The organism is Bradyrhizobium sp. SZCCHNS3016 (assembly GCF_032484535.1).
GTDB lineage: Bacteria > Pseudomonadota > Alphaproteobacteria > Rhizobiales > Xanthobacteraceae > Bradyrhizobium.
Genome location: NZ_JAUETE010000018.1, coordinates 43,641 through 66,425, shown reverse-complemented (window position 1 = coordinate 66,425; position 22,785 = coordinate 43,641). Strand labels below are relative to the sequence as shown.

General features: G+C 66.9%; 23 protein-coding genes and 1 pseudogene. 16 read left to right on the top strand and 8 right to left on the bottom strand.

The features are described from left to right. The first annotated feature begins 122 nt into the window (after positions 1 to 122). The gene (locus QW881_RS28130) at positions 123 to 551 is read left to right on the top strand and encodes a CHRD domain-containing protein (protein WP_315758363.1); all 429 of its coding nucleotides are present in this window, start codon (positions 123 to 125) and stop codon (positions 549 to 551) included. Positions 552 to 581: 30 nt separating this feature from the next. On the opposite strand, the pseudogene QW881_RS32645 reads toward QW881_RS28130, so the two are convergent. The 5 genes and pseudogenes from QW881_RS32645 to QW881_RS28100 all read right to left on the bottom strand — a co-directional run bounded on the left by QW881_RS32645 (position 582) and on the right by QW881_RS28100 (position 5,838). Further along, positions 582 to 2,149, bottom strand: a pseudogene (locus QW881_RS32645) (EAL domain-containing protein). A gap of 161 nt (positions 2,150 to 2,310) precedes the next feature. After that, entirely contained in the window at positions 2,311 to 3,498 is a 1,188-nt protein-coding gene (locus tag QW881_RS28115) for an MFS transporter (RefSeq protein ID WP_315758360.1), read from the bottom strand. 27 nt (positions 3,499 to 3,525) lie between these two features. After that, the gene (locus tag QW881_RS28110) at positions 3,526 to 4,890 is read right to left on the bottom strand and encodes an NAD(P)-binding domain-containing protein (protein WP_315758359.1); all 1,365 of its coding nucleotides are present in this window, start codon (positions 4,888 to 4,890) and stop codon (positions 3,526 to 3,528) included. A gap of 47 nt (positions 4,891 to 4,937) precedes the next feature. After that, on the bottom strand, positions 4,938 to 5,255 hold the full coding sequence (locus QW881_RS28105) for a metalloregulator ArsR/SmtB family transcription factor (protein WP_315712726.1): 318 nt from the start codon (positions 5,253 to 5,255) through the stop codon (positions 4,938 to 4,940). A gap of 103 nt (positions 5,256 to 5,358) precedes the next feature. Next, the gene (locus QW881_RS28100) at positions 5,359 to 5,838 is read right to left on the bottom strand and encodes a hypothetical protein (protein ID WP_315758358.1); all 480 of its coding nucleotides are present in this window, start codon (positions 5,836 to 5,838) and stop codon (positions 5,359 to 5,361) included. Positions 5,839 to 5,914: 76 nt separating this feature from the next. Here QW881_RS28100 and QW881_RS28095 point away from each other — a divergent pair, with 76 nt between their 5' ends. The 4 genes from QW881_RS28095 (at position 5,915) to arsB (ending at position 8,573) form a co-directional block, all read left to right on the top strand. Then, positions 5,915 to 6,565 carry a Crp/Fnr family transcriptional regulator gene (locus QW881_RS28095; protein ID WP_315758357.1) on the top strand — a complete coding sequence of 217 codons (651 nt, stop codon included), beginning with the start codon at positions 5,915 to 5,917 and terminating at the stop codon, positions 6,563 to 6,565. 92 nt (positions 6,566 to 6,657) lie between these two features. Further along, positions 6,658 to 7,020, top strand: coding sequence for a metalloregulator ArsR/SmtB family transcription factor (locus tag QW881_RS28090; RefSeq protein WP_315758356.1), 363 nt, complete (start codon positions 6,658 to 6,660; stop codon positions 7,018 to 7,020). Then, on the top strand, positions 7,013 to 7,540 hold the full coding sequence (locus QW881_RS28085; protein WP_315758355.1) for an arsenate reductase ArsC: 528 nt from the start codon (positions 7,013 to 7,015) through the stop codon (positions 7,538 to 7,540). Before QW881_RS28090 ends, QW881_RS28085 begins: the two co-directional genes overlap by 8 nt. 4 nt (positions 7,541 to 7,544) lie before the next feature. Further along, a complete protein-coding gene (arsB, locus tag QW881_RS28080; RefSeq protein WP_315758354.1) occupies positions 7,545 to 8,573 on the top strand; it encodes an ACR3 family arsenite efflux transporter in 1,029 nt (342 codons plus the stop codon). A 33-nt stretch (positions 8,574 to 8,606) separates the two neighbouring features. On the opposite strand, the gene QW881_RS28075 is transcribed toward arsB, so the two are convergent. Continuing rightward, a complete protein-coding gene (locus QW881_RS28075) occupies positions 8,607 to 8,876 on the bottom strand; it encodes a hypothetical protein (RefSeq protein WP_315758353.1) in 270 nt (89 codons plus the stop codon). A gap of 344 nt (positions 8,877 to 9,220) precedes the next feature. Here QW881_RS28075 and QW881_RS28070 point away from each other — a divergent pair, with 344 nt between their 5' ends. The 5 genes from QW881_RS28070 (at position 9,221) to QW881_RS28050 (ending at position 13,019) form a co-directional block, all read left to right on the top strand. Next, positions 9,221 to 9,526, top strand: coding sequence for a PepSY domain-containing protein (locus QW881_RS28070; protein WP_315738841.1), 306 nt, complete (start codon positions 9,221 to 9,223; stop codon positions 9,524 to 9,526). Further along, positions 9,527 to 10,192, top strand: coding sequence for a response regulator transcription factor (locus QW881_RS28065; protein WP_315758352.1), 666 nt, complete (start codon positions 9,527 to 9,529; stop codon positions 10,190 to 10,192). Then, positions 10,189 to 11,607 carry a HAMP domain-containing sensor histidine kinase gene (locus QW881_RS28060; protein WP_315758351.1) on the top strand — a complete coding sequence of 473 codons (1,419 nt, stop codon included), beginning with the start codon at positions 10,189 to 10,191 and terminating at the stop codon, positions 11,605 to 11,607. The genes QW881_RS28065 and QW881_RS28060 overlap by 4 nt, the downstream gene beginning before the upstream one ends. A 107-nt stretch (positions 11,608 to 11,714) precedes the next feature. After that, complete coding sequence (locus QW881_RS28055; RefSeq protein ID WP_315758350.1) at positions 11,715 to 12,263, top strand: cytochrome b; 549 nt, start codon at positions 11,715 to 11,717, stop codon at positions 12,261 to 12,263. Between the two features lie 60 nt (positions 12,264 to 12,323). Beyond that, positions 12,324 to 13,019 carry a VIT1/CCC1 transporter family protein gene (locus QW881_RS28050; RefSeq protein WP_315758349.1) on the top strand — a complete coding sequence of 232 codons (696 nt, stop codon included), beginning with the start codon at positions 12,324 to 12,326 and terminating at the stop codon, positions 13,017 to 13,019. 399 nt (positions 13,020 to 13,418) lie between these two features. Here QW881_RS28050 and QW881_RS28045 read toward each other — a convergent pair whose 3' ends face one another. Then, positions 13,419 to 13,901: a hypothetical protein gene (locus QW881_RS28045; RefSeq protein ID WP_315758348.1), complete on the bottom strand. Its 483-nt coding sequence runs from the start codon at positions 13,899 to 13,901 to the stop codon at positions 13,419 to 13,421. A gap of 331 nt (positions 13,902 to 14,232) precedes the next feature. Between QW881_RS28045 and QW881_RS28040 the strand changes: the two genes are divergently transcribed. The 3 genes from QW881_RS28040 (at position 14,233) to glgX (ending at position 17,709) form a co-directional block, all read left to right on the top strand. After that, on the top strand, positions 14,233 to 14,487 hold the full coding sequence (locus tag QW881_RS28040; RefSeq protein WP_315758347.1) for a DUF3551 domain-containing protein: 255 nt from the start codon (positions 14,233 to 14,235) through the stop codon (positions 14,485 to 14,487). Between the two features lie 649 nt (positions 14,488 to 15,136). Then, positions 15,137 to 15,409 carry a DUF3606 domain-containing protein gene (locus QW881_RS28035; protein WP_315758346.1) on the top strand — a complete coding sequence of 91 codons (273 nt, stop codon included), beginning with the start codon at positions 15,137 to 15,139 and terminating at the stop codon, positions 15,407 to 15,409. A gap of 65 nt (positions 15,410 to 15,474) precedes the next feature. After that, positions 15,475 to 17,709 (top strand): glycogen debranching protein GlgX, encoded by a 2,235-nt coding sequence (glgX, locus tag QW881_RS28030; protein WP_315758345.1) that lies wholly within the window; start codon positions 15,475 to 15,477, stop codon positions 17,707 to 17,709. A 21-nt stretch (positions 17,710 to 17,730) separates the two neighbouring features. Here glgX and QW881_RS28025 read toward each other — a convergent pair whose 3' ends face one another. Continuing rightward, a complete protein-coding gene (locus QW881_RS28025) occupies positions 17,731 to 18,648 on the bottom strand; it encodes a LysR family transcriptional regulator (protein WP_315758344.1) in 918 nt (305 codons plus the stop codon). Between the two features lie 129 nt (positions 18,649 to 18,777). On the opposite strand from QW881_RS28025, the gene QW881_RS28020 reads away from it, so the two are divergent. From QW881_RS28020 to pyk, 3 genes are all read left to right on the top strand, one after another. Continuing rightward, positions 18,778 to 20,073 carry an MFS transporter gene (locus QW881_RS28020; RefSeq protein ID WP_315758343.1) on the top strand — a complete coding sequence of 432 codons (1,296 nt, stop codon included), beginning with the start codon at positions 18,778 to 18,780 and terminating at the stop codon, positions 20,071 to 20,073. Between the two features lie 21 nt (positions 20,074 to 20,094). Then, the gene (locus tag QW881_RS28015; protein WP_315758342.1) at positions 20,095 to 21,168 is read left to right on the top strand and encodes a tartrate dehydrogenase; all 1,074 of its coding nucleotides are present in this window, start codon (positions 20,095 to 20,097) and stop codon (positions 21,166 to 21,168) included. 155 nt (positions 21,169 to 21,323) lie between these two features. Then, entirely contained in the window at positions 21,324 to 22,742 is a 1,419-nt protein-coding gene (gene pyk, locus QW881_RS28010) for a pyruvate kinase (protein WP_315738829.1), read from the top strand. Positions 22,743 to 22,785 lie beyond the last annotated feature (43 nt).

Sequence of the window (22,785 nt, the reverse complement as noted above, 5' to 3'; positions counted from 1 at the left end):
GTTCAATCAACGCGGCCGGGACCGCTGCCCATGCCTGGGCTGTTAACGCGTTCCACGGAATATCGGCTTGCCCGTGGGGTCTCGAACACTGAGACTGCACAAAACGATTTAGGAGGAAAACCATGGGACGGACATTCGTTCATTTGGCGTTGCTCGCCGTCGCCTGCGTCGCGGCCGCGCCGATTGCTCGCGCCGAAACCGTCATCTTAAAGTCCGAGCTCAAGGCCGCCAGCGAGGTGCCGCCGAACGCGTCCGCCGCGTCGGGCGTGGCCGAAGCGAGCTTCGACACCGCGACCAAGACGCTGAGCTGGAAGGTCACGTTCTCCGGCCTCAGCGGCCCGCCGATCGGCGCGCATTTCCACGGGCCCAGCGAGCCCGGCAAGAACGCCGGCATCGTGCTGCCGTTCAAGAGCCCGGAGCCGCCGATCACGGGCTCCGCCGTGATCACCGATGCGCAGGCAGCCGATCTGCTGGCCGGCAAATGGTACGCCAACGTCCACACCCAGGCGAACCCGGGCGGCGAGATCCGCGGACAGATGACCAGGCAGTGAGGCGTGTGCCCGACGCGCGCGGGCTCGCCGTCACGCGGCCAGTTCCGGCTCGCCGGCCTGGCCGGGAACGGCCGAGGCCCGGTGCACGTCGAGGAACTGCTTGAAACGGCCGAGCGACAGCGGCGGCGCGACCAGGTAGCCCTGGCCCTCCTCGACACCGCAGGCGATCAGCGCATCGACCTGCTCCTGATGCTCGATGCCCTCGGCGACCACCGACATGTCGAGCTCGCGCGCCAGCGCCACCAGCATCTGCACCACCACGATGGCGGACTGGTCGCGGGTGATCGCGTCGACGAAGAACTTGTCGATCTTCAGGATGCGCGCGCCCAGCCGCTGGATATAGGACAGGCCACTATGGCCGATGCCGACGTCGTCGAGCGCGACGCGGAAGCCGAGCTCGCTGAGCTCCTTCACGACATCAGTCGCCTTGGCGAGATCGGCGAGTTCCTCGCGCTCGGTGACCTCGAGCACGACCTGGCGGGGGGAGACCGATGACGACGCAACCGTGTTACGCAGATCGTCGATGAAGCGGTCGCCGAGCAGATGGCGCGGGGTGATGTTGACGGACAGCTTGAACAGTTTGTCCTGCTTCATCTCCGGCTGCGCAAGGCGGTCTTGAGAAGCTGCCAGGTCAGCTTCTCGATGCGGTCGGTGCTCTCGGCGAGCGGGATGAAGCTCACCGGCGGGATCAGCCGGCCGTCCGGCTTCTCCCAGCGCGCCAGGATCTCGCAGCCGACGATGTCGCCGGTCTTCAGTCGGAAGGTCGGCTGCACATAGGGCTTGAACTCGTTGGCCGCGAGCGCGCGATCGAGCTCGGCGACCGGGTCCACCGGCCGGCTGAGATAGCTCGCCAGCAGCAGGCCGAACATGCCGCCCAGCGTGCCGGCGGCGAGCATCGTCAGGAGATAAGCGAGGTCGCGGCGCGCGCTCAGGCTCTGCGGTCGCACATGGATCGTGGCCTGCAGCGGATAGCGGTCGGACACGGTGGTGAAGGCGACGGTCTGCGCCGGCGTCTTGGCTAATGTATCGGGATGATAGCCGGCCACCTGCTCGCCATCGGGCAGGGTCAGGGTGACGTTGCTCTCGGCGCGCAGGCCGACCGGCATCACGTCCAGCAGGTTGCGGTCGATGCGCAGGATCGCCGCCAGCGACCGTTGCGCGTCGATGTCGCGCATCACGCCGAACGCGGCGCCGGTGAACTGCTCGACGCGGAACAGCCGCAGCTCGCCGTCGGCGGACTTGAACATTTCGTCGCGCCGCGCCCAGCCATTGTCGAATTCGAGCGTTTCGGAATAGGCCGCGCACTCGACCGCGCCGCCGCGATCGACGGTGCGGATGTCCTTGATGATGGTGCCTTGATAGACGTGAAGGCGCAGCGCCTGCAGCGCGACGGCGCTGCAATCCATCGGTCCTTTCGCGATCAGGCGGTTCAGGATCGATCCGGCCGAGTCGATCGCGGCCTCGGAGCGGCGCAGCGCCACCTTGCTGAGCTCGCTGAGCTGCCGCGCGGTCTGGTTGCCGATCAGCGCGGTCACGGCCAAATCGGCGCCGGCCAGGAAGATCCCGACGCAGGCGGCCACCGCTCCGACACGAAGCATGTGTTTGCGCTGCAATGCCATCGTGTGGTGAACACCCCCGTATGACCACGGGTATCCTTCAATCCAACCTTCAACTTTCCGTATATGCGCCCCAGGATGCCCGTCCGCAGCGGCAGGTTGGGCTGTGGGCGCAGAAAGCTGGTTAAGGAAGTGCTACCGGCTCAGGCCGCCTTGTCGGTCGTGCTGCGCGGCACCGCCGCCTCGGCGCGCCCGGCCGGGAGCAGCATCAAGGCGGCGAGCGCCGACAGGCTGAGGCTCGCCGACACGATCAGCACGCCGCGGCCGAGCCCGTCGATCAGCAGGCCGAACAGCAGCGGCGCGAAGGCCTGGCAGATCCGTGACGGCGCCCCGATCAGGCCGAGCCGGTAGGCGTAGTTGACGGGGCCGAAGATCGCGAGCGGCAGGGTGCCGCGAGCGATCGTCAGGATGCCGTTGCCCGAGCCGTGCAGCAGCGCGAAGGCCGCCGCGGCGCCGCCGCCGAACAGACCGATCGTCACGGCGGCGATCGGATGGGTGATGCAGGCGAGCCGCGCCGAGGCGAGCGGATGGAAGCGGCTGAGGAAGCCGGCCTCGAACACCCGCGCGGCGACCTGCGCCGGCCCGATCATCATGCCTGCGAACAGCGCCTGCGCCGGCGTCGCGCCGAACGCCTGCATCAGCCGCGGCAGATGCACCGCCATCGCCGCGGTCACCGTCCAGGCCGCGGCCATCGCAAACGCGATCAGCACCATCGGGCGGTCGAGCGGGATGTTCGGCTTGCCGGTCGGCACCTCGCCGGGCGCCATCTGCGTTGCACGCGGCAGCGACAAATTGAGCGGCAGGCCGATCACGAGATGCGCGATCGCCCAGGCGAAGCAGGTCTCGCGCCAGCCGATCGTCGCGAGCCCCCATGTGCTCAGCGGCCAGCCAACGGTGGAGGCGAAGCCCGCGATCAGGGTGATGCCGGTGATCGCGCCGCGTGCATCCTTGCCATAGATGCGCCCGAGCGCGCCGAACGCGGCGTCATAGAGGCCGAGCCCCATGCCGACGCCGAGCCACAGCCACGCCAGCGCCATCACCCACAGCGAATGCGACAGGCCGAGCAGCGCCAGCCCGATCGCCAGCACGATGTTGGAGGCGCACAGCACCTGACGGCCGCCGACGCGGTCGATCTGGCGGCCGATGCGCGGACCCAACAGGCCGGAGATGATCAGCGAGGCCGAGAACGCGCCGAAGAACCAGTTGTTCGAGAGGCCAAGATCCCTGGCGATCGGGTCGGCGAGGATCGCCGGCAGATAGTAGCTCGATCCCCAGGCCAGCGTCTGGGCGGTGCCGAGAGCGATGACCACGCCCAGCCGTCGTGCCTGCATTCCGTTAAACCTCTGCTTGGCTCTACGTCACGAACAGCCGCAGCCGCTGCGGCCAGCCTCCTTGGCCTTGGCATCATCGGCACAGCAACTGTCTACGCCGGACGGCGCCGGTCCGCCACAGCAGCCGGGCAGGGCTGCAATGCTCGTGAGCCCGCCGCGGGTGCAGACGCCGGTCTCCGGCAGCTTCAGCTCGACACGCTGCGCGGCGGCCTTGTCGCCGGCGATGTCGGCGGTGATCGAACGGACCTGCTCATAGCCCGTCATCATCAGGAAATTTGGCGCGCGGCCATAGCTCTTCATGCCCGCGAGATAGAGTCCGGGCTCGTCGGCTTGCGCCAGCTCGCGCGCGCCATGCGGCCGTACCGTGCCGCAGGAATGCTCGTTCGGATCGATCAGGGGCGCCAGCGCCACCGGCGCTTCGATCGCCGGATCGAGCTGCAGGCGCAGCTCCGCCAGCAGCGACAGATCGGGACGGAAGCCGGTGGCGACGATCAGCTCGTCCGCGCCGACGCTGCGGTCACCGGCCGCGATGATCTGCAACTTTCCGTCCTCATCGGTGATCCCCGTGACGCCGAAACCGGTCTCGAGCCGGATGCGGCCCGAACGCACCAGCGCGGCAAAGGCCAGGCCGAGCTCGCCGCGCGCGGCGAGCTGGTCGGCGCTGCCGCCGCCGAACGCCTTCGCCGGATCGTCGCTGCGCAACAGCCAGATCGCCTGCGTGCCCGGCGCGTCCTCGGCCAACGCGGCCAGATCGATCAAGGTGCCGATCGCCGAGTGGCCGGCGCCGAGCACCGCGACCGCCTTGCCCGCATAGCGGCTGCGCTGCGCGCCTCGGACGTCCGGCATCGCATAGGCGATGCGCGCCGCATGCGCGGCCTCGCCGAGCGCGGGCAGCCCGCCGTGGCCTGCAGGATTGGGCGAGAACCAGGCACCGGAGACATCGATGACGGCGTCGGCCTGCAGCGCCGCCTCGCCCTTGCCGTTGTGGATGCGGATCTCGAACGGCGCATCGGCGCGTCCCTTCGACTTGGCCTTGTCGAAGCCGGCTCGGCTGATCGCGGTGACGCGATGCGAGGTCCTGACGACGTCGCGCAGCTCCGTGCGTGTCGCGAGCGGTACCAGATATGTCTCGATCAGCTCGCGCCCGGTGGGATAGACCTCGGGCTCGGGCGAATTCCATCCCGTCGCAGCGAGCAGCCGCGCCGCCGCTGTATCGATGTTGTACTTCCACGGCGAGAACAACTGGACGTGCTGCCATTGCCGCACCGCATGCGCGGCTTCCGGACCTGCTTCCAGCACGACCGGCTTCAGGCCGCGCGCCAGCGCATGGGCCGCTGCCGCCAGCCCGACCGGGCCGGCGCCGATGATCGCGACCGTCTTGGCGTCCGTCATGTACTCCTCCTATACTTCTAGAAGCATCGAATTAAAAGGCGAGATCATCAAGCCGCCGGCCTCGCGGTGCCGCAGTCGCGCTCCTCGACGCAGCATTCGGAAACCAGAAAGCCGAGCAGGGAGCGCATCACGTCGTATTCGGCATGGCAGACCAGCGTCGTGCCCTCGCGCATCTGCGAAATCAGCCCGACCGCGACCAGCGTCTTGACGTGGTGCGACAGCGTGGACGCCGGGACCTTCAGCCGCTCCTGCAGCCGGCCGACCGGCATCCCGGCATGCCCGGCGCGCACCAGCGCGCGGTAGATCTTCAGGCGCGTGGTGTTGCCGAGGGCTTCCAGGCGGGCAGCGGCGTCATCGAGCTTCATGGTGTGAAGGATGCGGCATGCGGCCCGCCGGAGTCAAACGATATTTCTAGAACATTGGAAATATCCACGAGCGCGCGCCGCGCGCGGTCGGTCGTCCGGCGCGCTATCTCAGCCGGTAGCCGGCATGGCAGCCGACGCAGGCGGCCATCGTCTCGCCGAGCGCCTTCAGCGCCGGCTTGAGCTCGCCGGTCACGCCCGCGTTCTGCGCTTCGATGGCGAAGCGGCTCGCCGCCTTGTGCATCGTCGTTCCGGCCTCCTGCATGCCCTGCGGCATGAACCCGGCGACCTCAGCGGCGCCGTGCAGCCGCAGCGAGCTCATCCCCAGGCGTTGCTCGGCGATCTGGCCGGCCTTGTCCGGCTCGCCCGCCGCAAGCGCGTCGTTGATCTGCTGCAGCGCCAGCAAATGGTCGCGCATGTTGGCGAGGGTGTGCTCGGCGAGATCGGGCGGAAACGCCACCCGCTCGCGCGGGTCTGGCGGAAGCGCCCCGTGGCTGCCGTGGTCGTGATGGCCGTGGTGCTGCGCCGTGGCGATGCCGGCGGACGCAACGAAGGCCAGCAAAATGGCGGCAAGACGCAGGCGCATGAGGACCTCCATTTGAGCGAACGCGGTGACGTCTTCCCTAGACCGCGCAGCCGGCGGCACATATGATCCTGATCATATGCCGAGGATCATCCATCTCCCGCCCGAGGGCACGCGCCCGCCGCTCGACTGGCGCGCCCTTGCACGGCTGTCGCCGTTGCTTGCCGCGCTGCCGGCGGCCGCGCGGTTGCAGACCCGGCACGTCCAGGTGCCGCACCAGGGCACGGTGTTCTGCCGGGGGGATCGGCCACGGGCGATGTTCTTCGTGCTGACCGGCGAAGTGAGGCTGGTGCGCAGCTCGCGCGCCGGCGACGACATCGTCCTGCAGCGGGCCCGCCGGGGCTTTCTCGCCGAGGCCAGCCTCGATCAGTCAACGTATCATTGCGACGCCGTCGCGACACAGGACTCTGCGCTGCTCGCGATCGACCGCAAGGCCTTCGCCGAAGCGTTGCGTCGTCCCGAGATCGGGGACCGATGGTGCGATCATCTCGCCCGCGAGTTGCGCAAGGTCCGGGCGCAGTCGGAGCGGCTCAGCCTGAAGACGGCGCGCGAGCGGATCGTGCATTTCATCGAGACCGAAGGGGAGGGCGGCGAGGTCGAGCTCGGCCGGTCGAAGAAGGACTGGGCCGCCGAGCTCGGCGTCACCCATGAGGCGCTCTATCGTGCGCTGGCACGCATGGAACGGGACGGCGAGCTCATCGTCGACGGCACCCGCCTGCGCTTGCGATGAGCCTTCCGGCGCCTCGTCTCCCGTTCGTCGACACTGACCATTCGAGCTCGTCGGCCTTGACGCCGACTCTATATATCGATAATTCTGGATATATGGAAAACGAACAAGCCGTTCTGGCCTTGGCGGCGCTGGCGCAACCGACGCGCCTGCAGGCCTTTCGCATCCTGGTGCAGCACGAGCCCGACGGTCTGCCGGCCGGCGAGCTCGCACGTCTGCTGGAGGTGCCGCAGAACACGCTGTCGGCGCATCTGTCCGTGCTGGCGCGCGCCGGCCTCGTCAGCTCGATCAGGCACAGCCGATCGATCGTCTACCGCATCGACCTCGCGCAATTTCAGAAGGTCGCGCTGTTTCTGCTGCAGGACTGCTGCGGCGGCCGACCGGAGGTCTGCGCTCCCGTCGTCGCAAGCCTCAGCCCCTGCTGTCCGCCCAAGCGCAAGGAGAAGAATCGTGTCTGATCGCGTCTACAATGTGCTGTTCCTCTGCACCGGAAATTCGGCGCGCTCGGTGCTGGCGGAGTCGATCCTGCGTAAGGACGGCGCCGGCCGCTTCCGCGCCTTCTCGGCCGGCAGCACGCCCAAGGGCGCGGTGCATCCGTTGGCGCTCGAGCTGCTCAGGCGCATGGACTATCCGACCGACGATCTGCGCTCGAAGAGCTGGAGCGAGTTCGCCATCGCCGGCGCGCCGGCGATGGATTTCGTCTTCACCGTCTGCGACAACGCCGCCGGCGAGGCGTGTCCAATCTGGCCGGGGCAGCCGATGACGGCGCATTGGGGCATCGAGGATCCGGCGGCGGCCGCAGGCACGGAGCTGGAGAAGCTCGCGGCGTTCACGACCGCCTTCCGCTATCTGAAGAACCGGATCGACGCCTTCATCAATCTGCCGCTCGGTCGCATCGATTCGATGTCGCTGGGCACGCGGCTGCGCGAGATCGGGACGGGCGAGGGCGCAACGTCGTTCCGCTCCGACGTGGCCTGATCCGATGACGATCTTCGAGCGCTATCTGACGGTCTGGGTCCTGCTCTGCATCATCGTCGGCATCGGTCTCGGCCATCTGATGCCGGGGCTGTTCGCGGCTGTCGCGTCGGCGGAGGTGGCGCGGGTCAATCTGCCGGTCGCGGCCCTGATCTGGCTGATGATCATTCCGATGCTGCTGAAGATCGATTTCGCCGCGCTCGGCAACGTGAAGGAGCATTGGCGCGGCATCGGCGTCACCCTGGTCGTGAACTGGGCGATCAAGCCGTTTTCGATGGCTCTGCTCGGCAGCGTTTTCATCGGCCACGTGTTCGCCCCGATGCTTCCCGCAGGCCAGTTGTCGTCCTACGTGGCCGGTCTGATCCTGCTGGCGGCGGCGCCGTGCACGGCGATGGTGTTCGTCTGGTCGAATCTGTGCGACGGCGAGCCGCACTACACGCTGAGCCAGGTCGCGCTCAACGACGTCATCATGGTGTTCCTGTTCGCGCCGCTGGTGGGCCTGCTGCTCGGCGTCGCCTCGATCTCGGTGCCATGGACCACCCTGCTGCTGTCGGTGCTGCTCTACATCGTTGTGCCCGTCATCATCTCGCAACTCTGGCGTCGCGCCTTGTTGCGGACGAAGGGCGGGGCATTGGAGCGCACCTTGCGGGTGCTGCAACCGGTCTCCCTCGCGGCGCTGCTCGGTACGCTCGTGCTGCTGTTCGGCTTCCAGGGCGAGCAGATCCTGAAGCAGCCGGTCGTCATCGCGATCCTTGCCGTTCCGATCCTGATCCAGGTCTATCTGAACGCGGGCATCGCCTATTGGCTGAGCCGCCGGCTCGGCGTGGCCTGGTGCGTCGCGGCTCCGGCCGCCTTGATCGGCGCCAGCAATTTCTTCGAGCTGGCGGTTGCCGCCGCCATCAGCCTGTTCGGGCTCGACTCGGGGGCCGCGCTTGCGACGGTCGTCGGGGTTCTCGTCGAAGTCCCCGTGATGCTCTCGGTCGTGCGCATCGTCAGGGCGACGCGTCGCTGGTACGAAGCGGGACTGCCGGCCTAGCTCCGGTCGGTGCTTCGCCAGGAGCGGTTCGCCTCACCGCCGCGGCTCGTCCTGATCGTCGTCGTCGCCTTCGCGCTCGCGGCGGGCCGGCTCGTAGCTCAGCGGCGGGCTTTCGGCCCGCGCACGCAGCGCCGCAAGATGCGGGTAGGCCCCAAGACCAGCTCCAAGATCAGCTTCAGGACCGCCGTCAACGGCGCGGGCCACCGGCACCAGCGTGGGCGCCGTCTCCCGGCTGGCTTGTGACATGGCCAAGATGCCGCCCAGCCCCGCCAGCACGGCTGCCAATGTCATCGTCTTACGCATGCTCGTCTCCGAACTCACCGCCCCCGGCTCGCTCCGTCCCGACGCGATCATGTTGCAACGAGACTGACGGCATCCTGTCGGGTCGTGTCAGCGGGGAGTCAGCTTGCCTCGGGCAGGATGCCGATCCTGTGCGAGTTTCCACCCCCGCATCTGTCTGATGCGCAATTCCGACATCGGAAGTTCAAACTATCATCCGCACCAGCTCGTTAGCATTTGCGAATGCTCCGCAATTCGTGCCCCGCAATTCGAACCAGTGGCGAGAGCGCAACGATTGACGACGATCTCTGAAGATGACGGCGTCAGGCCCCGGAAGGATCATGCATTTGCCTCAAATTGGACGGTTCATGCGCATCACGGCATCTGCGATGCTGATCTCTACGGCTGCGTCCGCGGCGACGGTGGCGCGCGAGGATGATCGTGAGCGCCGTGATGCCATGCGTCATGCCGTGGAGGCGGGCGACGTCTTGCCGCTGTCGCAGATCCTGCCGAGATTGCGTGGCCGGGTCGCCGGCGACGTGATGGGGATCGATGTCGAGCGCCTGCGTGGCCGCTGGCGCTATGAGTTTCGGGTGATCGGCCGCGACGGCCGGGTGCGTGAGGTCTATGTCGATGCGCGCAGCGGCGAGATCGAACGGATCGAGGAAAAGTAGATGCGTGTGCTGCTGGTCGAGGATGATCCGCGGCTGGCGTCCGACCTGGCGCGGACGCTGCAGGCGGCGGGCTATCTGGTCGAAACGTCCGACAACGGCGAGCAGGCCTGGTTTCTCGGCGACACCGAGGATTATGGCGCCGTGATCCTCGATCTCGGTCTCCCCGGCATGGACGGCCTGTCGGTGCTGAAGCGCTGGCGCGGTGCGGGGCGGCACATGCCGGTGCTGATCCTGACGGCGCGCGCGAGCTGGGCGGAGCGGGTCGACGGCATCGATGCCGGCGCCGATGACTATCTGCCGAAGCCGTTTCGCAACGAGGAGCTGCTGGCGCGACTGCGCGCGATCGTGCGGCGGTCCGCCGGCCATGCGGCGCCGGTGCTCTCGTCCGGCGACCTGACGCTCGACGAGCGCCAGATGAAGGTCAGCCTGTCCGGCGTGCCGGTGACGCTGTCGCAGCTCGAATACCGGCTGATCGCCTATCTGCTGCGGCAGAGCGGCCGCGTCGTGCCGCAGCATGAGCTGGAGGAGAACGTCTACGGCCTCGGCCACGAGCACGACTCCAACGCGCTCGAGGTGCTGATCCGGCGCGTCCGCAAGAAGCTCGGCGCCGACATCATCGAGACCCGCCGCGGCTTCGGCTACATGATCCCGGAGACGGCGGAATGAGGCTCGGCTCGCTGCGGCTGCGGCTGGTGGCGGCGGGCACCATCGCGCTGCTGGTCGCGCTCGGCGTCGCCGGCTTCGGCATGGTCGTGCTGTTCAAGCGCCACGTCGCGCGGACGCTCGCCTCCGATCTCGACATTCACCTGCGCCAATTGCTGAACGGCCTCGAGGTCGATGCGGAAGGGCGCATCGTGGTCGCGCGGCCGCCGGCCGATCCGCGCTTCGTGGTGCCGCTGTCGGGGCTGTACTGGCAGATCTCGGACGATCATGGCCAGTTGCTGCGCTCGCGCTCGCTGTGGGACACCATCCTGCCGCTGCCGATCGACGAGCCCGGACCGAGCGACGTGCATCAGCATGAGCTCGCCGGGCCGGATGGCGAACACGTGCTGGTCGCCGAGCGCGGCATCCTGATGAATCCGGAAAGCCAGATCCGCGTCCGCGCGGCCGTGGCCTACGACCTCGACGGTGCTACCAGCGCGGTGCTGACCTTCGCCAAGGATCTGTCGATCGCGCTCGCCGTGCTGGCCGTCATCCTCGCCGTCGGCACGTCGGTTCAGGTCACTCTCGGCCTGCGTCCGCTCGGCGTGCTGCGCCGTGGCGTCGCCGAGATCCGCAGCGGTCGGCGCCAGCATCTTCCCGTGGACGTGCCGACCGAGGTGGCGCCGCTGGTCGAGGAGGTCAACGCGTTGCTCGATGCGCAGCAGCGCGAGATCATGCGCTCGCGCAGCCGTGCGGCCGATCTCGCCCACGGCTTCAAGACGCCGCTCGCCGCCCTCACGGCCGACGCCGCGCGCTTGAGGGAGCTCGGCCAGCTCGAGCTGGCGCGCAACGTCGAGGATGTCGCCGAGGCGATGAGCCGGCAGGTCGATCGCGAGCTGGCGCTGGCGCGGCTGCGCGGCAAGGCCCGCGGCGGGCCGGAGGCCGCGACCGAGCTCGCGCCCCTGGTGAATGCGCTGCTCGGGACGCTCGGCCGCACGCCGGCGGCCGCCCATGTCAGCTTCGATGGCGAGGTGCCCCCAAGCCTGCGCGTCGCCATGGATCGGACGGATCTCGCCGAGGTGCTCGGCAATCTGCTGGAGAACGCCGCGCGTCATGCGGCGAGCACGGTTCGCATCGTCGCCAGTGCGACCCCTCTGATCGTCACCGTCGAGGATGACGGTCCGGGCATTCCGGACGCGAAGATCGGCCGCGTGCTCGAGCGCGGCGGCCGCCTCGACGAGCAGGGGCCGGGCAGCGGGCTGGGGCTCGCGATCGTGCAGGACGTGCTCGAAGCCTATGGCTGGCGGCTGCAGATCGGCCGTTCCGAGCTGGGCGGCGCCAGGATCACGATCGCGCCGGCCATCGTCTCGGCGCTCCGCTGGCCGCAGCCCGCGACGTCCCAGGCGACCCCGGCGCCGTCCATTCTGACAGCAGGCTGACATCCCGCGTCAGCGGCACGACGCCCCCGGTCAGCTATTGCCTCAGGTCATGACGCCCCGCGCGGCTTGGCACCGCGGGGGTGCCCAATGGTCGAAGGAAGCTGATCATGCGTATTCGAAATTCCGCCAAGGCGTATGGGTCCGTCGCGATCGGGCTGCACTGGATCGTCGCCGTGCTGGTGCCGGCGGCCTGGATCTCGGGTCATCTCGGCGACATCCTGCCACGCGGCTCTCATGACACGGGCCTGTTCATGCACGTCTCGCTCGGACTGGCGATGCTGGGCTTTGCGCTCGCGCGCCTGGCCTGGCGTCTGGCCGATCCGCCGCCGGCCCCTGAAGCGGCCAAATTCGGCGCGTGGACCGTTCACGTCGGCGAGATCACGCATCTGCTGATCTACGGCATCATGTTCGCCATTCCGGTCCTCGGCATCGTCACCCAGTTTGCCCGCGGCTACGGCTTGCCGGTGTTCGGCCTGTTCGAGATCGCCTCACCCTGGGTCGGCGACCGCGGCTTCGCCCACGACATGAAGGAGATGCACGAGGCGCTGGCCAACGGCCTGATGATCCTGATCGGCCTGCACGCAGGCGCCGCGCTGCTGCACCATTACTGGCTGCACGATCGCACCCTGCGGCGGATGGTGCCGGGACTGCGGTGATCGGTCCTGTCATCCGGGCCTGCTAAGAGGCCTCCGTCGATCGCGCCATCGGAGGCCGCCATGCCGGCAACGCCGCACATCGAAAAGCACTTCACCGCGTCGGAAGTCGTCCGCGACGTCGTGATCGGCATGGCCGACGGGCTCACCGTGCCGTTCGCGCTCGCCGCCGGTTTGTCGGCTGCGGTCGCCAAGACCGACGTGATCGTCACCGCCGGCCTTGCCGAGGTCGTCGCCGGCGCGATCGCGATGGGGCTCGGCGGTTATCTCGCCGCCCGCTCCGACGCCGAGCATTATGCCGCCGAGGAGAAGCGGGAGCACGACGAGATCGAGCACCTCCGCGGCCGCGAGGTCGAGGAGGTCGCGGCGATCTTCCGCGGCTATGGTCTCGAAGGCCAGGCCTTGACGACCGTGGTCGACGCCATCGCGTCCGATCGCAAGCGCTGGGTCGACTTCATGATGCGCTTCGAGCTCGGTCTCGAACGCCCGGATCCGAAGCGCGCGCCGGTCAGCGCCGTGACCATCGGCGGCTCCTACGTGATCGGCGGCCTGATCCCGCTGATCCCCTACATGCTGGCGCCTGACATCTCGTCCGCACTCCGGATCTCCGTGGTCGCAACCGGCATCGCGCTCTTGATCTTCGGCGCCATCAAGGGCCACTTCACCGGCGTCAACAAGATCAAGTCGGCGCTGCAGACGGCGCTGGTCGGCGGCCTCGCCGCCGGCGCGGCGTTCTGGCTGGCGCATCTGTTCGGGTAGGGCGGGACAGGATTGCGGTCGAGGCCATTCGGAAGAAGGTCACCGGGCCGGTCATGATTGACGAGGGACCGTAGGGTGGGCAAAGGCGCGCCGGGGCGAGGCCTTGTCGGGCGAGCTTTCGCGCGCGCCGTGCCCACCGCCCGCACCCAGCGCCGCCGATGGTGGGCACGCGCCGCCTTTGGCGTCGCTTTGCCCAGCCTACGGCAGCGTCGTCTGCGGCAAAGGGCTTTGCCCGAGTTCGAGATCGTTGGTGCCCTGCGGATATGAAGACGCTCTGCCGTAGCGTCCTGACGACGGCGTTGGGTTGAGACCATTCGTCAGCCTTGCATAGCTCAGCTTTAGGCCAGACAGCCGATCGTCTTGGTCGGGATGCGGCGGCTTTGGGCCACCGAACCCCAGTCACCGTCCCAGGCGCGACAGGAGCGCGGCCGCGTTCGGCTGCTTCGCGGCCCACGCCATATTATGTTCGCCGTCGATCTGCACCCAACCTGTACGTTCAGGCATGTCGCTCCCATCAAGTGAGTTGAAAGTGCATGTTGCCCTTTCGCGAATGATGGCGCCGATGGGGTCCTGAGCTTGGTAATCGATGAGCGCGACATACTGAACCGGCGACGCTCGCGCGACTTGGACCATGGCTTTTCTGGCTGCTTCAGACGCAGGCCGTATCGGGTCCTCGAAGAATTCGTCGAACGTGATTGTCTTCCGAGATTCGTCTACACTAATCCGTTCATATGTGGACGGAACAACCAGCCGCTCCTTAATTGCTCTATCACATGTCTGCACAAATCGTGACGTGAAGGGTGGGTAGCCACGAAGGTACGCCTGGCCCAGAACGACCACACCGAAAATCAGAAGCGCTGCGATTACGAGCTTTGTTCTCATCTTCCTGGTCGTTGCCGATATTGCCCACGCGGCACTCTACACTGCTCTGAACAAGGAAGCGGAAATCAAAGGAGAACATTTTTCGCGCAGCCGTTACTGAACGCTAACGATGTCGCCTTGGGGTCAAAAAGCCGCCCTCTAGCTGTCGAGGAAGGCTGGTCGGCGGAGGCCCCCCATCAGCTTCGGGCCATCGGCGGGCTTATGCACCGGAGCAAGAGATGGTCGCCTGACGACGCGGATACCGAAACCCGCCGCGCCTGCAGATCAAGCCCGCGTGGACGTCGCCGCGCCGGCAGACCCTTTCGGATTGGTCAGCCTCATGCCATGATGTATGATGATGCGCGCGCTTCTCCTCATGACTTCGATCACAGTGCTTGCAACCGCTCCGGCCGCAGCTCAACGGTTCGATGGCATTGATCCGGTGTGCCTCCAGACATGGGAGTGGGGCGGTTCCAGCACAATCTCGTGCCAGTACAGGTCGTGGGAGGCGTGTAGAGCGGGGGCTGCGGGCATTTCGGCCATGTGCTTGCCGAACCCCTATGCACAACGCCCGTCTGAGCCAAGCCGCCGTCGGCCTCCCCGGTAGGCGCCGATTGCGATCTGACAAGACCCCAATCGTCAACGGAGCGGGCACGCGCCGCCCGATGCTTGCTCGGGCTGATCGGAACCAGCCTGTATTTCTGAGAAAAATAAATCTATTGCCATTTTTCGGAAATCGTGCTTGATTGTCTCCATCCCGTGCTCCTCGAGAGGGGCGCTTCGCGATCGTCACGGAACGTTGGGCGCGGGATGCGGTGGCTGTAGGATGCCGCAGCGTGGGGCGACTCGCGCGGACGAACGGCAGCTTGCGGACGCGAAGTCGCGTGGTCCTGGCGCCCCGATGCTGGCGCCAAGTCTTCGGGCGATGACCCCGGGGGCGACGGTGACTAACAAGCCGGTACACCGAGGAGATCGCGAAGTAAGCGTGAAAACCATCGCGCGGGGAATGCCGGGATGTCTCGGCTGAACCTGTGGTGACTGCCGCCTGCTTTTTTTCTGTAGGCGGGCCATGGGGGCGGCCAGCTCCCGGCATTCCCTGCGCCCTCTGCCTGATCGGGGGGCAACACCGATGACATCACTCGGGCGCATGGCGCCGCGAGAGCAGTGACGCACGTCTTCACGGCGATGCCCAGGGGGAGGGAGCGCGGGAACCAAATTCCGCACTCAAGGTTAGCTGGCATGCAGGAGGACTCCCGATGCGCCGTCCGAAGATTCAGCCGTCCCGCAACAAGCTCGACATGACCGATCAGGCTCAGGTCCGCGTGGTGACCAAGCGGCTGAAGATGTCGCCTGGCGAATTGTCCGAGATGGTCGAACGCATCGGCAACTCCATCGCAGCCATCACCAAGGAAGTCGCGCAGCAGCGAGCCGCGAGGGCAGCGCCGGAAGGAGCCGTGATCGCGTCGGTGACGGTGACCGAGACCAAGGCGGAAGTGATCGTGCCGGACGAGACGCCAGCGGCAACCTAGCAATCGACGCTGATCATCGAGACCCCCGGCAATCGATCTGGGGAATTGGACGAAGGGGGCAAAGGATGGACCAACGCACCGACCTCGGTGACGCTTTGACGCAGGCGGCGTTCAATCTGCGCAAGACTAGGATCAGCGAAGGCCGTCCGTTTCCTCTCGGCGCGACCTGGGACGGGCTCGGCGTCAACTTTGCGATCTTTTCCGCCCATGCGACCAAGATCGAGCTGTGCCTGTTCGACGACACCGGCGAGTTCGAGCTCGAACGCATCGAGCTGCCCGAATACACCGATGAGGTCTGGCACGGCTACCTGCCGGCCGCGCGGCCCGGCACGGTGTATGGCTATCGCGTGCATGGACCCTACGAGCCGGACGCCGGTCACAGGTTCAATCCGAACAAGCTCGTGATCGACCCCTATGCCAAGCAGCTCGTCGGCAACCTGCGCTGGGGGCCGGAACTGTTCGGCTATCGGCTCGATCATGCCGACAAGGACCTGTCGTTCGACGACCGCGACAGTGCGCCCTTGATGCTGAAGTGCCGGGTCATCGATCCCGCCTTCACCTGGGGCACCTCACGCAAGCCGGAAATTCCGTGGGAGCGGACGATCTTCTACGAGATGCACGTCAAGGGCTTCACCAAGCTGCATCCGCTGGTGCCCGAGGCCGACCGCGGCACCTTCGCCGGTCTCGCGCATCAGGACATTCCGGCCTATCTGCGCTCCCTGGGCATCACCTCGGCCGAGCTGTTGCCGATCCACGCCTTCATCGACGACAGCTATCTGGTCGAGAAGGGCTTACGCAACTACTGGGGCTATAATTCGATCGGCTTCTTCGCACCGGAGCCGCGCTATCTCAAGACGCCGTTCGCGACCGAATTCAAGACCATGGTCAACCAGTTCCACGCCAACGGCATCGAGGTGATCCTCGACGTGGTCTACAACCACACCGCCGAAGGCAACGAGCTCGGGCCGACCTTGTCGTTCAAAGGCATCGACAATGCCAGCTACTACCGGCTGATGCCGGACCAGAAACGGTACTACATCAACGACACCGGCACCGGCAATACGGTGAACCTGTCGCACCAGCGCGTGCTGCAGCTCGTCGCGGACTCGCTGCGCTATTGGGCGACCGAGATGCGGGTGGACGGCTTCCGCTTTGACCTCGCCACCATCCTGGCGCGCGAGCCCTATGGCTTCGACGAGGGCGGCAGCTTCCTGGATGCCTGTCGTCAGGACCCAGTGCTGTCGAGCGTCAAGCTGATCGCCGAGCCCTGGGACATCGGTCCGGGCGGCTATCAGGTCGGCCAGTTTCCACCGGGCTGGGCGGAATGGAACGACAAGTTCCGCGACACCGCGCGTGCGTTCTGGAAGGGCGATGGCGGCACGCTCGCCGATTTCGCCAAGCGCATCTCCGGCTCGGGCGATCTGTTCAACAAGCGCGGCCGCCGCCCTTGGGCGAGTGTGAACTTCATCACCGCGCATGACGGCTTCAACCTCAACGACCTCGTCTCCTACAACGACAAACACAACGAGGCCAATGGCGAGGACAATCGCGACGGCCACAGCAGCAACCACTCCTGGAATTGCGGCGTCGAGGGACCGACCGACGACCCCGAGATCACCGCGTTGCGCGAGCGCCAGAAGCGCAATCTGCTGGCCACGATGCTGCTGTCGCATGGCACGCCGATGCTGCTGGCCGGCGACGAGTTCGGCCATACCCAGAACGGCACCAACAACGCCTATGCGCAGGACAATGAGACCACCTGGCTCGACTGGATGGGCATCACGCCGCAGGGGCGGGCGTTGCGCGAATTCACGCGCAAGCTGATCGCCATGCGCAAGGCGTTTCCGATCCTCTATCGCAGCCGCTTCCTGATCGGCTCGCACAATGAGGACCTCGGCGTCAACGACGTGACCTGGCTCGACCCGTCGGGCGAGGAGATGACGACGGAGCAGTGGACTGACGATCACGCGCGTTGCTTCGGCATGCTGCTCGACGGCCGCGCCCAGGAGACCGGCGTCAAGCGGCGTGGCTCGGATGCGACGCTCCTGCTGGTCTACAACGCGCATTTCGACGTCGTGAACTTCACGCTTCCATCCGTGCCCGAAGGCCATAATTGGCTGGCGCTGCTCGACACCAACCAGCCGGATGCACAGCCGCAGTCGTTCCCGTTCGGCCACGTCTACGCGGTGACCGGGCGATCGCTGCTGGCCTTCGGCCTGTCGTCGGAGCAGCAGCCGATGCGCGGCCTGCGCCATGGCCTCGGTGCTCTGCTCGACATCGCGGAGGCGCCGCTGGGGTAGGATGTTCGGCGGATTTTGCGGTCAGGCACCGCGGGCGTATTTCGCAAGCCGCGCGTCGAGCACGCCGAGCATGGCCTCGCGCGCCGGATCGCGCGAGCCGCGCAGCCAGACGGCCGCGAGCGGAAGCCGTCCGGCGGTGCTGCCGCGTGTCATCCGCAGCGGCACGAAGCGGACGCCGGAGACCGCGAGCCGCAAGGTCCAGCGCGGCACGATGGCAATGCCGAGTCGCGCGGCGACGAGATGCACGATGGTCTGCTTCTCATCGGCGAACTGCGCGATACCCGGCGACAGCCCGGCCTGTGTGAACAGCTTCATGGTGAGGTCGTGGCTGTGCGGCCGCGACCGGCGGTCCGGGACGATCAGCGGCTGGTCGGCGATGTCGGCGAGCGAGACCGCGGCGCGCGAGGCCAGCCGGTGCCGCTGCGGCAGTGCCACCACGGCGCTCTCGCTGAGCAGCGCGCGGAATTCGAGCCTGATATCGGTGCGCTCGGGCGGCCTGACAAAGGCGAGGTCGAGCGCGCCGGACAGGATCTTGGGCAGCAGCCGGATCGTCTTCTCCTCCGTGAGCTGCACCGCGATGTCGGGATGCCGCGCGCGAAAATCGTGCAGCAATTGCGGCAGCAGCCCGGCGGCCGCGCTGTCGATGGCGCCGACACGCAGCCGCTGCGCCTTCGTGCTTCGGGTACGGCGGCGGAAGCCGGTTTCGACCGCCTCGACACGGGCCAGGATCGCCCGGGCATCGCGCAGCAAGGTCGTGCCGTGCTCGGTCAGCGACACCGCGCGCGTGGTGCGAGCGAACAGCGGCGTCGCGAGATCCTCCTCCAGCAGCTTGATCTGGCGTCCGAGCGCCGAGGGCAGCATCTGCAGCCGCTGCGCCGCCTTGCCGAAATGCAGCTCCTCGGCGGCGGCCACGAAGCAGCGGAGCTGGTGCAATTCCATGGTGGGGTCCTGAAGAGGCGATGGGCCGGATTATATCATTTTTTTGTATAATGATGCGAGCATTGAAGCCGGCCTGGTTCGCCGCCTACGCTTGTCAGATCAACGACAAGACGGGACAGGGAGGTGACGATGGCCGGAGAGCTGGAAACGCGCGTGCTGCGCAGGATCACGTTGCGCATCGTGCCCTTCATCATGCTGCTCTATTTCGTAGCCTTCATCGACCGCGTCAACGTCGGCTTCGCAGCGCTGACCATGAACAAGGACATCGGGCTGTCAGCCTCGGCCTATGGGTTCGGCGCCGGCATCTTCTTCTGGGGCTATTTCCTGTTCGAGGTCCCCTCCAACCTCGCGCTGGACAAGTTCGGCGCCCGCATCTGGATCGCGCGGGTCATGATCACCTGGGGCATCGTCTCCGGCGCGATGGCGTTCGTGCAGGGACCGACGAGCTTCTATGTGCTGCGCTTCCTGCTTGGTGCTGCGGAAGCAGGCTTCTTCCCCGGAATCATCCTCTATCTCTCCTACTGGTTCCCGGCCCGCCAGCGCGCAGCCGTCACCGCGCTGTTCATGGCCGCCGCGCCGCTCTCCACGGTTCTCGGCTCTCCGGTTTCCGGCGCGCTGCTGGAGATGGACGGCATTCTCGGCTTCAAGGGCTGGCAGTGGCTGTTCCTGATCGAGGCGCTGCCGGCGGTGCTACTCGGCTTCGTCGTGCTCGCCTACATGACCGATCGTCCGGAGCAGGCGCGCTGGCTCGCCGACGACGAGCGCGACTGGCTGGTGCGCACCATGAATGCCGAGCTGGCGAGCAAGGCCGCCACCGCCAGCCACAGCATCTGGCGCGGGTTGGCCGACATCCGCGTGCTCGCGCTCGCGCTGGTCTATTTCGGCACCTCGGCCGGCCTCTACACGCTCGGCGTCTGGGCGCCGCAGATCATCAAGCAGTTCGGCCTGTCGTCCTTCGCCGTCGGCTTCCTCAACGCGGTGCCACCGACCGTGGCCGTGGTCGTCATGATCCTGTGGGCGCGCCATTCCGACCGCACCGCCGAGCGCACCTGGCACGTCGTGCTGGCCTGCGTCGTCGCCGCCGTCGGGCTCTGGCTGGCCGGGCTGTCGACCAGTGTCGCCGCCGTGCTCGCGGCACTCACGCTGGTCAATGTCGGCATCTCCTCCTCGAAGCCGCCGCTGTGGAGCATGCCGACCACGTTCCTGTCCGGCTCGGCCGCCGCGGCGGGCATCGCGACCATCAACTCGATCGGCAATCTCGGTGGCTTCGTCGGTCCCGCGATGATCGGCTGGATCAAGGACCAGACCGGCAGCTTCAATGGCGGGCTCTATTTCGTCGCCGGGCTGCTGGTGGTATCGGCGGTGCTGACCCTGTTGCTGTCACGTTCACAACGTGCAAAGGCCGCTGCGGCCACGCAATCCTGACCCATTACACGGAGCCCTTTCATGCGCACCCATTCCATCGCCGCGATTCCCGCCGACGGCATCGGCCCCGAGGTCATCTCCGAAGGTGTCCGTGTGCTCGAGGCGCTCGCCAAGCGCTCAGGCGACATCAGCTTCAACGTCAAGACCTTCGACTGGGGCTCGGACTATTACAAGAAGCACGGCGTGATGATGCCGGCCGACGGCCTCGCCGAGCTGAAGAAGTTCGACGCGATCTATTTCGGCGCGGTCGGTGCTCCCGACGTGCCCGACCACATCACGCTGTGGGGGCTGCGGCTGCCGATCTGCCAGGGATTTGATCAGTACGCCAATGTGCGGCCGACCAAGATCCTGCCTGGCGTGGCCTCGCCCTTGCGCAACGTCGGCGTCGGCGATCTCGATTGGGTGATCGTGCGCGAGAATTCCGAAGGCGAATATGCCGGCATGGGCGGTCGCGCGCACCGCGGCCTGCCGGAGGAGGTCGGCACGGAGGTTGCCGTCTTCACCCGCGTCGGCGTCACCCGCATCATGCGCTACGCGTTCAAGCTGGCGCAGTCGCGGCCGCGCAAGTTCCTCACCGTCGTCACCAAGTCGAATGCGCAGCGCCACGGCATGGTGATGTGGGACGAGATCGCCGCCGAAGTGGCGCGGGAATTCCCCGATGTGACCTGGGACAAGATGCTGGTCGATGCGATGACCGTGCGCATGACCCTGCAGCCGAAGAGCCTCGACACCATCGTGGCGACCAATCTGCATGCCGACATTCTGTCCGATCTCGCCGGCGCGCTGGCCGGCAGCCTCGGCGTGGCGCCGACCGGCAACATCGATCCGGAGCGCCGCTTCCCGTCGATGTTCGAGCCGATCCACGGCTCGGCGTTCGACATCACCGGCAAGGGCATCGCCAATCCGGTCGCAACATTCTGGACCGGCGCGCAGATGCTCGAGCATCTCGGTGAGCGGGACGCGGCCGCGCGGCTGATGGCGGCGGTGGAGAAGGTGTGTGCAGCCGGCATCCTCACGCCCGATGTGGGCGGCAAGGCGACGACCAGGGAGGTGACCGACGCCGTCATCGACGCGATCCAAGGCTCCAACGTCTGAGGCGTGCTGTTCTCTTGCACAATTTTGGCGTGTTCCGTGTCGCGCTTGCAATGGACGCTGCGGGGCGTATATCAGCGCTTCCGCTGCGTCCGCGCATGCCAATCACATGCGTGTCATAGAGACGCGAGACACGGCTTAAGGAGAAAGGACACATCATGCGTCGTCACCGTCGAGCCAAGATCGTTGCGACTGTCGGTCCCGCGAGCAATTCTCCGGAGATGCTGAAAGCGCTGTTCCTCGCCGGTGTGGACACCTTTCGTCTCAACTTCAGCCACGGCACCCAGGCCGATCACGCCAAGGTCCATGCCGCGATCCGCGCGCTCGAGAAGGAAGTGCAGCGGCCGATCGGCATCTTGATGGATCTGCAGGGTCCTAAGATTCGCGTCGGCACTCTGCGCGACAAGAAGATCCAGGTCGAAGTCGGCGAGACGATTCGATTTGTCCTCAACGGCACCGAGGGCGACAAGACGTCGATTCCGTTGCCGCATCCGGAGATCTTTGCGGCGGTCTCGCCCGGTCACGATCTTCTGATCGATGACGGCCGCGTGCGCGTCCGCGTCACCGGCCTCGGCGACGACTGGATCGAGGCCAAGGTGATCGTCAGCGGCGCGATTTCCAATCACAAGGGCGTCAATCTGCCGGGCACCATTCTGGAGCTGTCGCCGCTGACGGCCAAGGACCGCTCCGATCTCGCCTTCGGGCTCGAGCTCGGCGTCGACTGGGTGGCGCTGTCGTTCGTGCAGAAGCCGTCGGACGTGCTTGAGGCGAGGGGCCTCATCAACGGCCGCGCCGGCATCATGTCCAAGATCGAGAAGCCGGCGGCGCTGGAGCGGATCGACGACATCATCCAGCTGTCGGATGCGATCATGGTCGCGCGCGGCGATCTCGGCGTCGAGATTCCCAACGAGGACGTGCCGGGCAAGCAGAAGGAGCTGGTGCGCGCCTGCCGGCTCGCGGTGAAGCCGGTGATCGTCGCGACGCAGATGCTGGATTCGATGGTGGCGACGCCGACGCCGACGCGCGCCGAGGTCTCGGACGTCGCCACTGCGATCTATGACGGCGCCGACGCGGTGATGCTGTCGGCCGAATCCGCCAGCGGCCAATACCCGCGCGAGGCGGTGGCGATGATGGACAGCATCATCAAGGCCACCGAAGGCCACAAGATGTATCGCTCGATCGTCGAGGCGACGCAGCCGGGCGAGGAGCAGACGCCGCCGCATGCGGTGGCAACCGCGGCGGCCGATCTCGCCTCGGCAATCCACGCCAGGGCGATCGTGGCCTATACGTCGAGCGGAACCTCGGCCTCGCGCGTTGCGCGCAAGCGGCCGAGCCTGCCGATTCTGGCGATCACTCCGAACGAGGACACCTCGCGGCGCATGTGCCTGCTGTGGGGCGCGCACAGCGTGCTGTCGCAGGACGTGCAGAGCTACGAGGAGATGGTCGAGCGCGCGACCTTCTTCGCCGTGCAGGAGGAGTTCGCTGAAGCCGGCGATCTGCTCGTCGTCGTCGCCGGCATCCCGTTCGCGCGGGCCGGCACCACCAACAATCTGCGCGTCGTCACCGTGCCGAGATAGGAGGCTGTTTTTCCCTGTTCGCGCCGCCCGCCTGTCGCCTGAT